The organism is Chitinophaga pinensis DSM 2588, assembly GCF_000024005.1.
In the GTDB taxonomy this organism is placed as follows: Bacteria; Bacteroidota; Bacteroidia; order Chitinophagales; family Chitinophagaceae; genus Chitinophaga; species Chitinophaga pinensis.
In genome coordinates this window covers 6,691,484-6,703,239 of sequence record NC_013132.1, presented here as the reverse complement: position 1 = coordinate 6,703,239, position 11,756 = coordinate 6,691,484, and the positions used below count along the sequence as shown (strand labels likewise).

Here is an 11,756-nt window from a genome sequence, read left to right as displayed (position 1 = left end):
TTCGGTTTCTGAAAAAAAAGAAACAAATTTGTCAGTATATAACCATTAAATCATGAAGACGGCTAATTTAGTCAGCGAAACACTTGAGCAGTTTTATTCAGAAACGTACGAGGAAATCAGACTTGAAGTAGGATTAGGCCCACTTGAATTTGAACGTAATAAAGACCTCATTCAGCGTTTTTTACCAAAGAACGGTGTAGTGGCAGATGTAGGTGGTGGACCGGGTGTCTATTCTGCCTGGATGGCTAAAGCAGGGTATGAAGTTATCCTGTTTGATCCGGTGCCGAAACACATTGAGCAGGCAACGAAGAAGGCGGCCAAATTCAAGAAGAATCCGTTTAAAGCGATATTGGGTGAAGCCCGGAAACTGGACCTTCCTGATGCATCTGTAGATGTGGCGATCCTCCATGGTCCGCTGTATCATTTGCAGGAAAAGCAAGACAGAATTGCCGCGCTGCGCGAAGCATACCGTATATTGAAGCCAGGAGGTGTGCTGCTTGGTTTTGCCATTAACTACACTGCTTCCACACTGGTGGGCCTGACCAATGGTTATATCCATGATAAGGCATTCCTGAAAATGTGTCAGCAGGAACTGGCTACAGGTGTACACAATGCACCGGGCAGCTGGCCGGGTATTCTGCCGGAGGCTTATTATCACAGACCGTCTCAGCTGGCGGCAGAAGTGAAGGAAGCAGCGTTTGAGCATATCGATACTTTTGCCGTAGAAGGTGTGATCTGGCTGGATAGTAAATATTTTGAAAACAGGTCAGATGCTGAAAAAAAACAACAGCAGTTTGCCTTGCTGCAGGCCACTGAAAATCATCCGGAAATGCTGGCTATGAGTCCGCATATGATGATTGCTGCGAGAAAGAACGCATAAATATCATTGCATATAAAAACAGGAAAGGCTGTTTCGCGATCTGCGGAACAGCCTTTCCTGTTTTTATCAGATGAAGGGACGTATTATTGATCAGGATGCAGCTGCCGGCGCCTCCGGAGCAGTTGTTGATTGCTGCAAGGCTTCATTATGCGCTATAATGGTGGCCGCTGCCTTTTTCTTGTCTTTTTGCTGCTGTTTTTTGAGGACTTCTTTATAGAAATCAGCTACCTTATCCAGTTGTTTGTCCAGGTAATCCTGTAGCTTTTCCCTGCCTTTCTCGTTTAATCCATCAAATTGAGCCATCATGACAAAGGACAGACGTTTTTTTAAATCCTTTTTATCCACTTTGTGTTTCATACAACAAAAATAACTGATATAAGTGCATTGATCAACGCATGGACCCCGGAAAGAAATGTATAAACCATGGTTTTACTCGTTGATTATCTGCCAGGCTTGTGTTGACAGGGATAGTCAGCTGGATATTTTTCAACGGTTTATGGTTATTTTAGTAGAAAGAAACGCATATGTGTTGCCCCCAAATCCACAACATGCTCAGAACAGGCATCCTGTCTGTCCTGTTACTATTTGCCGGAGGTTGTTACTCTTATCGCGTAGCCACCCATGCATTACCTGCTACCGGCGTATCTCCCCGTAACAAGATAAAAACCTGTAGTCTCTTCTGGGGATTGCTTAACAAACCGCAGGTAATCCGGACACTGGTATGCGACTCGCTGGGCGTGAACGGCATGGCGGAAGTAAGGGTAAAGAACAATTTTGGCAATGCCCTGCTGACTGTCTGTACCCTGGGTATTTATTGTCCGCTGACATTAGAGTGGCAGTGTGCGACTCCCTGTCCGCCGCCAGTTGACTCCCTGTAATTCTTCCACCCCCAATTTCTTCCCGTATGAAAATTATCAAGAACGGCTCCTTCACCTGGAGTAATGAGCACCGCACTTTTTCCCTGCCGGTACAGGACCTGTATGATCTCGCCAATGAGACGACAGGGTCTGCGCTTGAGATCTATAATGATACGACGAAGGGTGTCCAGCAGATCATCCGGGAGGCCATCCAAACTAATACGCCGCTAAGGGCGCTGGGTGGCAGCTGGTCGTTTACCCCGATAGCTGCCTCAAAGGGTATTATTCTGAATACAAAACCACTGAATATCCGTTTCCCGGTATCCCAGGGGAGTATTTCCCCGCAGTATAAGGGGAATCATAAGTATCTCTGCATGGCGCAATGCGGGAACCGGATATGGGAACTGAACAAGTTCCTGAATGAACGGGGTTTTTCTCTGTCCTCCAGCGGCGCCAGTAACGGACAGACCATTGCAGGGGCGATAGCGACGGGTACGCATGGCGCCGGACTGGATTTTGGTGCTTTACAGGAGAATGTGGTCGGGCTTCACCTGATTACCGGACCGGATACACAGCTGTGGCTGGAACGGTCTTCTTATCCGGTGATGGCAGATAACTTTGCGGACAGGCTGGGGGCGGACCTGCTAAGAGACGACGAAATATTTGATGCGGCACTGGTTAGTATAGGCGCGATGGGATTTGTACATGGCGTGATGATAGAGACCGTAGATGATTTTCTGCTGGAATCATATCAACGTCGGGTACCATATGACGACGCATTGATCCGGCAGCTGACTACCCTGGACTTTTCCAATCCAAAGTTGCCTTATCCCGGGGAGCGTCCTTTTCATATGCAGATGATGATCAATCCCTATGATATGAAGAAAGGAGTGTATGCAACGACGATGTATAAGCGGCTTTATCGTAATGACTATACGCCTCCTGCACCCAATGGGGCCGGGATAGGGCCAGGAGATGATGCGCCCTGTTTCGTAGGTAAGCTGGCAGGTATAGTGCCGGGAGCGGTGCCGTTGATGGTCACCAAAGTACTGAGTGAGAGTCTGAATATACATGAAAGCAGTTCGGCAGACTGGGAGAGGTCTTCAGTAATACAACCCTCAGGGGGAAGATTGCCAGTGCGGCGATAGGGCTTCCCGTTACGGCAGTACCACAGGTAGTGGAGGCGTTGATGGAGGTGAACCAGGCGGCAGGGCCCTTCGTAGGAATGTTTGCATTCCGGTTTGTCAAGTCTTCCCGTACGACCATGGCATTTACAAGATTTGCCCCGGTGACCTGTGTAATGGAACTGGATGCGGTCTTGTCCAGGGAGACGCAGCGGTTTTATGACGCTGTGTGGGACAAGCTGGATCAGCTGCATGTCCCTTTTAGCTTCCATTGGGGGAAAATGTCTTCTATCACACCGGAACGCTTGCGTCGTATGTACGGAGATAGTCTTGATAAGTTCCTTATAGCCAGATCCAAAATAATCGACCCTGCCACGGCGGGTATTTTCAGTAATGACATTATGAAAAGCTGGGGAATAGATGCGCTCAGCTGAGAGAGATGGGCCAGTTACCTCATGGAGAATGCTTTTATGGTCGTAGTCAAAGTTGCACAATGCAAACCGTTTTGTGCAACTTTGACTACATGTTTCCGGACATTACGAATCTTTCAAATACACCTGCATTTAATTTTTTATTATTAAATACTAATATATGCAATCCCATTGCGGATAAGTCCGTATCTTGGAATTTTACTTTTGATTTGCAATGCAATAGGCGCTGATTTAACAAACGAGAACTAAAATTGTATTTAGTAATGAATATCAGGCGACTTATCTTCGCAAATTCTTAAACACAGAGAATGGACTCAAATATCGAACAGCCGGAGAAACCACTCATATCGAAAGGTATTGATGGGTTTTTTAAAGACATCTTTAACATCGTTTTATTCATCGGCAGAATCTTTAAGGAAGCCTTTAAGCGACCTGTTGAAATACGCGAGGTTATCCGTCAGTGTTACCAGGTTGGCTATAAGTCTCTGGCGCTGATCACTATGACCGGCTTCATTACCGGTCTCGTATTTACGAAACAATCCAGACCTTCCCTGTCCGAATTTGGTGCTACTTCCTGGTTACCTTCCCTGATCGCTATTGCTGTCATCAGGGCACTGGCGCCATTGGTAACGGCCCTGATCTGTGCCGGTAAGGTAGGTTCCAGTATTGGTGCGGAACTGGCATCCATGCGTGTAACCGAACAGATAGACGCGATGGAAGTATCTGCGATTAACCCGTTCAAGTTTCTGGTTACGACCAGGGTCATGGCGACGACCATATCCATTCCCATCCTCGTCGGTTATACCGGACTGGTAGGTTTACTGGGGTCTTTCCTGGATATTCACCTGAACGAGCAGACTTCTTTTACCAGTTTTTTCCAGGAGGCATTCAAGAATATATATTTCCTTGATTTTATCACAACGGGCGTGAAGGCGGTTGTTTTCGGCTTTACGATCGGAGTGGTAAGCTGTTATCAGGGATACCATGCTACCCAGGGTACACAGGGTGTAGGTAAAGCAGCGAACATTTCGGTGGTTATCTCCATGTTCCTGATATTTATTGAAGAGATCTTTATTGTTCAAATTGCCAATTCTATCCGATAATATGAAGTCATTTACGCCGGAAATAAATATGGACGAGAAGGTGATTGATATCCATGACCTTTACAAGTCATTTGGGACCAATCATGTGTTACGCGGTATTGACATAAATGTACACAAGGGTGAAAACGTGGTGGTATTGGGCCGCTCCGGTACGGGAAAGTCTGTATTGATCAAGATCATTGCAGGTTTGCTGAAACCGGACTCCGGTAATGTCAATGTACTGGGTAAGGAAGTCGATAAACTGGGCACGGTTGATCTGCGGGAACTCCGCCTGAAAGTGGGGTTCTGTTTTCAGAATGGCGCGCTCTATGATAGTATGACTGTTGGTGAAAACCTGGCATTTCCCCTGAAGCGGAACACCCCGGGTATCAGTAATGAGCAGGTGAGAAAGAGTGTCAATGTTACCCTGGAGGCAGTCGGTCTTTTAAAGACAATCGACCAGATGCCCTCTGAACTCTCCGGTGGCCAGCGTAAGCGTATCGGCATTGCCCGTACCCTGATCCTGCGCCCGGATATTATGTTGTATGATGAACCCACAGCAGGTCTTGATCCAATTACCTGCACCGAAATCAATAATCTGATCAACGAAGTACAACGCCGTTTCCATACAAGTTCCATCATTATCACGCATGACCTTACCTGCGCCAAAGATGTAGGCGATAAGATCGTGGTAATGAAAGAAGGAAAGTTTGTGAAACAAGGCACTTTTGATGAGGTATTCAGCACCAAGGATGAACTCATCAATGAATTTTATGACTATAATTTTATACAGTAAGATATGAAAGAAACAAGCAACAGACGCGCGGTAATAGTAGGCATTTTTATCACTCTAGGTTTGCTTATTGTTATAGCAGGCGTACTTACACTTGGAGGACAAAAAAAGGCTTTTGTAAGCGCGATACATGTCAGTGCTACCTTCAGTGATATCGGAGGGGTGCAGACCGGTAACAACATCTGGTATTCAGGTGTAAAGGTAGGTACCGTAAAAAAGATCACGTTTATAGAGCATAATAAGATCAGGGTTGATCTGAACATTGAAGAGAAATCAGCACAGTTCATACATAAAGACGTATTGGCGAAGGTAGGTTCTGATGGTCTGGTAGGTAATAAGATCATTGCTTTATCCGGTGGTTCTGAGAACGTTCCGGCTATCCAGGATGGCGATCAGCTGAAGGTAGCGGTGAACATCAGCCCTGATGAAATCATGACTACCCTCCAGGAGAATAACAAGAAGCTCCTGCTGATCACCGGCGATCTGAGCACACTCAGCAAACGCATAGTTAACGGAGAAGGCTCTGTTGGTAAGTTAATGACCGATGAGTCCCTTTATAATAATCTGTCGCAGACAGTCGCCACGTTTGAAAAAGCAGCGGCTAATACGGAACGCCTTACCCAGGGGCTGGCGGACTATGCATCCAGTCTACGTAAGAAAGGTTCACTGACCAATGATCTGGTAACGGATACTACTGTATTCAACAATCTCCGTGCTGCTGTAGCCCAGATGAAAGACGTGGCAGGTAATGCGAATGTAGTGGTGGAAAATTTGAAGAGTACAACACGTAGTCTTAATGACAACCTGAATGATGCGAAGTCGCCGGTCGGAGTGTTGCTGAATGATCAGCAGTCAGGGGAAGACCTGAGACAAACACTCAGGAACCTGAATGTAAGTACTGCGAAACTAGACGAGGACCTGGAAGCGGCGCAGCACAATTTCCTGCTGAGAGGATTCTTTAAGAAGAAAGCAAAGAGAGAAGAGAAGGCGAGGAAAGATAGTATCAAGAATGCGCAGAAGCAGCAGTAGGAATTAGGAATTAGGAATTAAGAATTAGGAATTAAGAGTTCAGAGTTAAGAGTTCAGAGTTATATTATCACTATAATATAGACCCGTGCAGCCGTCAGGTTTGCACGGGTTCTTTCATTGATAGCGCCCTGTGTTTCAGGACAAAAAATGTCCGGTAGAAAATATCCATTTAAGTTAACAATTACTTAATCCAAACTTAACATTCGCGCTCTAATTTGCGGCCTGAAAATTAACACGTACAGCTTACCACGCTATTGTCAGTGAATATCATGTTCTTAGGAGGTCTCTACACAATGTTTGCTGGATATTGTTCAGACAGACTTAACATTACCTTTACAATGGCGGTGTAATTTTGTTCGTAAACACCAGGTTAAATAAAGATGCGAATTAATAGTAAACATAGTCCTTCATCTGACCCTGAGATGTATTTTGATAGGTTATTCAAAGAGACCTACGCTAATACCGTCGCATACCTGGAAAAAATCAGCAGTGATAAAGAGCTGGCCCTTGACCTTGCACAGGAGGCTTACCTGAAGGTCTGGCAGAAGCTGGATTTACTGCCGGAAGACGGTGAAGAGATGCTGAGATATATTCTGATCATCGCACGTAACTGTTTCCTGGATCACCTGAAAGGTATGCTGAAAGAAAAGAAACAACAGGACGCCTACGCCACTGTATATATTGAAACAAGTGCCGCCGCTAACTACATGGAAATAAAAGAGCAGCAGCAGATTATCGACCATACCATTAATACACAGGAAGCCTCCGCCCGCCGTTTCTATCTCCTGAACCGCGAGGAAGGTCTTACTTACAAAGAGATCGCCCTGCAGGAAGGCGTATCTGAAAAAACCGTGGAGCGCTATATCGGAAGAGTGCTTCGTACCCTGCGTACCCGCCTTGCCAGTTTTCTTTTTCTTTGGTAACAATTCCTTAACCTTGATTGCTGACGGTGACCTGTTTGTTTTGCTGTTCTTATTATAAACACAATAAACAAAGTCAGCTAAATGGACCTGCAGGATATCCGGAAAAGATTGGAAGATTTCAGAACTGGTAAATTAACCTCCGCACAAAAAGAGGAATTACAGCACTTGCTTGACGCTCTCTCAGAAGAGGAGCAGACGGCTTTATTTCCCGTGGATGCTTATTTACAGAAAGGAGATCACCAGTTACCGGATGAAGAAGTAGCCGCTGCGCTGGCTCGCCTGAAACAAACCGTAAAACCAGGCAAAGTAGTATTCCTGGGTGGCTGGAGAAAAGTGAGCAAGTATGCCGCTATCCTGGTACTCGTAATGGGAAGTACTTTCCTGCTGAGAAAACAGACCGGTCTTTTTGTAAAAAAAAGCGGACAGACAGCCAAACGTTACCAGGTCATGAAAGTAGCAGATGGCAATCATGCTACCCTGATGCTGAAAGACGGTACGCGTATCGTTATCAATGGCGGTAGTGAATTGTTATATCCGGAGAACTTCGAAGGCGCTGAGCGTATGGTCGTATTGAAGGAAGGGGAGGCCTATTTTGATATCGCAAAAGATGCAGCGCATCCGTTCGTCGTAAAAACACAACAAATGAGAGTGCGGGTACTGGGTACCTCATTCTCTGTAAGAGATTATAAGGAAGAAACACGCGCCTCCATCTCTGTGAACAGTGGAAGGGTCGCACTTGAAAGCCTGTTAAAGACAGGACCATGGCTTGAACTCAATGCCGGCAATGGATCAATAACAGATAAATACGAAGGGACAATTACCAAACACGATATCGATGTTTCAGCCACCACTGCGTGGATAAGAGGAGAGTTTAATTTCCATGACGCCGCTTTACAGGACGTATTACAGGTACTGCAACATAAATATGCAGTACGCTTTGAAGTAAGAGATTCAACATTGCTGAAACGCAGATTTACAGCAACATTCAGAAACAACAGTATTCAGAACATCATGCAGCAGTTGAAGCTCATGGGTAACATCGATTATACTATTACAGACAACCTAATATTAATACAATAACAACCACCCATTAAGGGATCGAAAAAATTCGGTACAAAAGCTAAATTTTAAATGAATGGACAAAAGTACAAATAAGCGGGGAGGCCCGCTAGGGAATTGCTGTCCGCAACTGAAAGGGATCATCAGGAATGCGGGGCTGCTGGTACTGTTATTCTTTACTGCATTTATGCCTGCTGTTTATGCGCAAACAGGCGAACAGAAGCTGGACATCTCCATTGAGGCACAGCCACTGAAAGATGTATTTCAGTTTATTGAGAGGAACACTTCTTTCGTCGTGAATCACAGTGAAGACGAAATAAATACCGCTGTGCGCGTGTCGGTAAACCTGAAAGGCGCTACTGTAACTGAAATATTGAGAGGGGCACTGCGTGCTACCGAATACGAATTTGTACGTAATGGTAACACAATTGTTATCATGCGCAGACAACCGGATATCGTTATCCGTGGTAAAGTAACCGATGAAAGAGGTGAAATTCTGATCGGTGTGAATGTTCGTCCGAAAAATGGCGCCAGAGGTACCATTACCAATAAAGATGGATTTTATACCATCGCTGTTCCGTCTCCCGGCACATCCCTGGTATTCTCTTTTATGGGTTATAGCATCCGTACTATACCGGTAAAAGAAACCCAGACGCTGAACGTACAGCTGTTACCGGATGCAAAAGCGCTGAAAGAAGTGGAGATTACTACAGCACTGGGTATTAAACGTGATGAGAAAGCCCTGGGTTATGCTACTACTGTTGTAAAAAACGAACAGCTGACCGATGCGGTATCAAATAACTGGACCGATGCATTGTCCGGTAAAGTAGCGGGTCTGAATCTCGTGAGATCGAATGCGGGTCCTACTGGTTCCAACAAGATTATCCTGCGTGGCGAAAATAACCTGAATGGAGATAACGAAGCACTCATTGTAGTAGATGGTGTGGTGATCAACCAGAGCAGTGGTCGTCGTACTGCAAACAGTGGCGAATCGCCATATGGTACTGCCAGTGACAACCTGCCGGCTGACTATGGTAGTGGTCTGAACGACATCAATCCTGAAGATATTGAGTCTGTTACCGTACTGAAAGGCCCTGGTGCTGCTGCATTGTATGGTCAGCGTGGTGCGAATGGTGCATTGATCATCACGACCAAATCAGGTAGTCCGAAGAGAAAAGGACTGGGTGTGACCGTTAACTCAAATGCTGCTTTCGAACAGGTTAACCGTTGGCCTTCTCTCCAATATGAGTATGGACAGGGCCTGGATGGCGCCGCTTATTATTCTTACGGTGCATCTGCTGACGGCGCCAGCACCAGTGGTACCAGCTCTGCTTATGGTCCACGTTTCGAAGGACAGAAATTCTTCCAGTATGATCCTGTGACACAGACACAGGGTAAGGAGAGAACGCCATGGGTGGCACATCCTGATCAGATACAGAAATTCTTCCAGACTGGTCAGACTTACACTAACTCTGTGAGCCTGGATGGTGGTACTGATAAAACTACTGCGCGTTTCTCTTTTACCAATGTGAAGAATTCATGGGTCGTACCGAATACAGGCTATGGCCGTAATACGGTGGCGATGTCTGTGAATTCAAAAGTGAACGATAAACTGCAGATATCTTCCAAGATCAACTACACGAATAAATTCAGCGATAACCTGCCGGGAGCCGGGTATGGCAACCAGTCACTGATGTACTGGTTTATCTTCTGGCAGCCCAATGCGGATCTTGACTGGCTGAAAAACTACTGGACAAATGGTCAGGAGGGAAAACAGATCAAATATCCTTTCAGTTCCTTTCCGGAGAACCCATATGCGGTTTCTTATGAGTTCCTGAACTCCACCAACCGTAATGGTATTACCGGTAATGTACAGGCGACATATAATATCGTAAAAGGATTGAGTGTACAGGTAAGAACCTCTATTGACTTTGCCAACGAACATCGTGAACAGAAACGTCCTTACGATGCTGGTGCCAAGTTCCAGCGTGGTAGCTTCCGTACACAGAATATCTTCGGTATGGAGTCCAGCACTGACTTCCTGGTGAGATACAATGGTAAGATTGCCAAAGATCTTGAGCTGTCAGTAACGGCAGGGGGAAGCACCCTGAGAAACAACTACAGAAAAGATGAGGTACGTGCTGACTCCCTGATCTATCCCGGTATCTATAGTATGGCGAATGCTGCCGGTCCGCTGGTAACAATGCCATACACGTCCGGTTATAAATTCAACAGTGCATATGGTTTGCTGGCGTTGGCCTATAAAGAGTACCTGTTTGTGGACTTTACCGCCCGTCAGGACTGGGCAAGCACATTGGCTACGCCTGCACGTACTGGTAACGCCGCGTTCTTTTATCCTTCTGCTAACCTGAGTTTCGTTCCTTCTGAGTATTTCAAATTACCTGCTGCCGTAAACTATGCGAAAGTAAGGTTCTCTGCATCCGGTGTGGGTAGTGGTGGTACTACACCTTACCTGACCGCTTATACTTATCCATCTGCGGGTAGTCTGTATAGTGGTGGTTTGGAAAATCCAGCCGTACTAGCTAATCCGAATCTGCGACCACTCAGGACTATTTCCTATGAAGTAGGTGCAGCAGGTAAGTTCTTCAATAACCGTATCGGATTTGACCTGGCATTATACAGAGGCATGTCCAAAGACCAGCACCTGTACCGTATCGTAGACCGTGCTTCGGGTTACAACCAGGTTCTGGTAAATGCCGGTGAGGTAAGCAATAAGGGTATTGAGCTGGCGCTGAATGGTACGCCCGTTTCCACCAAGAATGGTTTCAGATGGAATACCAATATCGTATTCTCTTCTAACCGCAACAGGATTGAGAAGCTGGTAGACAGTTCTGTGGTATTGAAAACCGGTTATGTTGGCGGTGGCCAGATTGTAGCGCAGGTAGGCGGTAGCATGGGAGATCTGTATGGGCGTGGTTATCAGCGTGCTCCTGACGGACAGGTGATCTATGATAAAACAACCGGTGTAGCATTGCTCACTGAAGGTGTAAAATACTTGGGTAACACGATCCCTAAATTCAAATTGGGCTTCACCAACGATTTTATTTTCAAACAATTCCATCTGGGTATACAGTTCGATGGTCAATATGGCGCGGTTGCACACTCCCTGACGCATTACAAACTGGCAGAGCAAGGTAAAACGACCAATACGCTGCCTGGCCGTTACAATGGTATCATTGGTAATGGTGTCGTACAGGAAGGCGATGGCAAGTTCCGCAAGAATGACGTAATCGCTACAGATATCGATGAATACTATCGTTCTCATTATGGGGTGGATAACGCAGAGGGTAGCACTTTCCGTACTGACTTCATCAAATTCAGAGAAGCGCGTCTTGACTACACCCTCAATCCAAAGGTGGCAAAACGTATCGGTTTTCAGCGTGCAACATTTGGCGTATACGGCCGTAACCTGTTCATCTGGTCTCCATGGCCAATATTCGATCCTGAATTCGGTACCATCACCGGCACTGATATCGTACAGGGCTTTGAAGTGGGCCAGTTCCCTTCTACCCGCTCATTTGGCTGTAACCTGGTACTCGTACTTTAATCTTAAAAGC

At 46.0% G+C, this 11,756-nt stretch carries 11 protein-coding genes; 10 read left to right on the top strand and 1 reads right to left on the bottom strand.

What is annotated here, in order from left to right; all coding sequences use genetic code 11:
* The first annotated feature begins 52 nt into the window (after positions 1 to 52).
* Entirely contained in the window at positions 53 to 880 is an 828-nt protein-coding gene (locus tag CPIN_RS26195) for a class I SAM-dependent methyltransferase (protein WP_012792887.1), read from the top strand.
* A 90-nt stretch (positions 881 to 970) separates the two neighbouring features.
* On the opposite strand, the gene CPIN_RS26190 is transcribed toward CPIN_RS26195, so the two are convergent.
* Positions 971 to 1,237 carry a hypothetical protein gene (locus CPIN_RS26190; protein ID WP_012792886.1) on the bottom strand — a complete coding sequence of 89 codons (267 nt, stop codon included), beginning with the start codon at positions 1,235 to 1,237 and terminating at the stop codon, positions 971 to 973.
* Positions 1,238 to 1,428: 191 nt separating this feature from the next.
* Between CPIN_RS26190 and CPIN_RS26185 the strand changes: the two genes are divergently transcribed.
* The 9 genes from CPIN_RS26185 to CPIN_RS26150 all read left to right on the top strand — a co-directional run bounded on the left by CPIN_RS26185 (position 1,429) and on the right by CPIN_RS26150 (position 11,746).
* On the top strand, positions 1,429 to 1,758 hold the full coding sequence (locus tag CPIN_RS26185) for a Bor family protein (protein ID WP_012792885.1): 330 nt from the start codon (positions 1,429 to 1,431) through the stop codon (positions 1,756 to 1,758).
* 26 nt (positions 1,759 to 1,784) lie between these two features.
* The gene (locus CPIN_RS26180) at positions 1,785 to 2,885 is read left to right on the top strand and encodes an FAD-binding protein (protein WP_012792884.1); all 1,101 of its coding nucleotides are present in this window, start codon (positions 1,785 to 1,787) and stop codon (positions 2,883 to 2,885) included.
* A gap of 41 nt (positions 2,886 to 2,926) precedes the next feature.
* A complete protein-coding gene (locus CPIN_RS38730) occupies positions 2,927 to 3,295 on the top strand; it encodes a D-arabinono-1,4-lactone oxidase (RefSeq protein ID WP_012792883.1) in 369 nt (122 codons plus the stop codon).
* Between the two features lie 305 nt (positions 3,296 to 3,600).
* Complete coding sequence (locus CPIN_RS26175) at positions 3,601 to 4,395, top strand: MlaE family ABC transporter permease (RefSeq protein ID WP_012792882.1); 795 nt, start codon at positions 3,601 to 3,603, stop codon at positions 4,393 to 4,395.
* A gap of 1 nt (position 4,396) precedes the next feature.
* Positions 4,397 to 5,170 carry an ABC transporter ATP-binding protein gene (locus CPIN_RS26170; RefSeq protein ID WP_044219753.1) on the top strand — a complete coding sequence of 258 codons (774 nt, stop codon included), beginning with the start codon at positions 4,397 to 4,399 and terminating at the stop codon, positions 5,168 to 5,170.
* A 3-nt stretch (positions 5,171 to 5,173) separates the two neighbouring features.
* On the top strand, positions 5,174 to 6,196 hold the full coding sequence (locus tag CPIN_RS26165) for an MlaD family protein (protein ID WP_012792880.1): 1,023 nt from the start codon (positions 5,174 to 5,176) through the stop codon (positions 6,194 to 6,196).
* A 380-nt stretch (positions 6,197 to 6,576) separates the two neighbouring features.
* Positions 6,577 to 7,119: a sigma-70 family RNA polymerase sigma factor gene (locus tag CPIN_RS37070; RefSeq protein ID WP_012792879.1), complete on the top strand. Its 543-nt coding sequence runs from the start codon at positions 6,577 to 6,579 to the stop codon at positions 7,117 to 7,119.
* 81 nt (positions 7,120 to 7,200) lie between these two features.
* Positions 7,201 to 8,199 carry a FecR family protein gene (locus tag CPIN_RS26155; RefSeq protein ID WP_012792878.1) on the top strand — a complete coding sequence of 333 codons (999 nt, stop codon included), beginning with the start codon at positions 7,201 to 7,203 and terminating at the stop codon, positions 8,197 to 8,199.
* Between the two features lie 55 nt (positions 8,200 to 8,254).
* Positions 8,255 to 11,746, top strand: coding sequence for a SusC/RagA family TonB-linked outer membrane protein (locus CPIN_RS26150; protein ID WP_012792877.1), 3,492 nt, complete (start codon positions 8,255 to 8,257; stop codon positions 11,744 to 11,746).
* The last annotated feature ends 10 nt before the right edge of the window (positions 11,747 to 11,756 follow it).

What these genes read in the sequence shown, in the direction of transcription:
- CPIN_RS26170 (WP_044219753.1), top strand. Translation starts at nt 4,397, where the DNA reads ATGAAGTCATTTACGCCGGAAATAAATATGGACGAGAAGGTGATTGAT.
- CPIN_RS26155 (WP_012792878.1), top strand. Translation starts at nt 7,201, where the DNA reads ATGGACCTGCAGGATATCCGGAAAAGATTGGAAGATTTCAGAACTGGT.
- CPIN_RS26150 (WP_012792877.1), top strand. Translation starts at nt 8,255, where the DNA reads ATGGACAAAAGTACAAATAAGCGGGGAGGCCCGCTAGGGAATTGCTGT.
- CPIN_RS26185 (WP_012792885.1), top strand. Translation starts at nt 1,429, where the DNA reads ATGCTCAGAACAGGCATCCTGTCTGTCCTGTTACTATTTGCCGGAGGT.
- CPIN_RS37070 (WP_012792879.1), top strand. Translation starts at nt 6,577, where the DNA reads ATGCGAATTAATAGTAAACATAGTCCTTCATCTGACCCTGAGATGTAT.
- CPIN_RS26195 (WP_012792887.1), top strand. Translation starts at nt 53, where the DNA reads ATGAAGACGGCTAATTTAGTCAGCGAAACACTTGAGCAGTTTTATTCA.
- CPIN_RS26175 (WP_012792882.1), top strand. Translation starts at nt 3,601, where the DNA reads ATGGACTCAAATATCGAACAGCCGGAGAAACCACTCATATCGAAAGGT.
- CPIN_RS38730 (WP_012792883.1), top strand. Translation starts at nt 2,927, where the DNA reads ATGGAGGTGAACCAGGCGGCAGGGCCCTTCGTAGGAATGTTTGCATTC.
- CPIN_RS26190 (WP_012792886.1), bottom strand. Translation starts at nt 1,237, where the DNA reads ATGAAACACAAAGTGGATAAAAAGGATTTAAAAAAACGTCTGTCCTTT.
- CPIN_RS26165 (WP_012792880.1), top strand. Translation starts at nt 5,174, where the DNA reads ATGAAAGAAACAAGCAACAGACGCGCGGTAATAGTAGGCATTTTTATC.
- CPIN_RS26180 (WP_012792884.1), top strand. Translation starts at nt 1,785, where the DNA reads ATGAAAATTATCAAGAACGGCTCCTTCACCTGGAGTAATGAGCACCGC.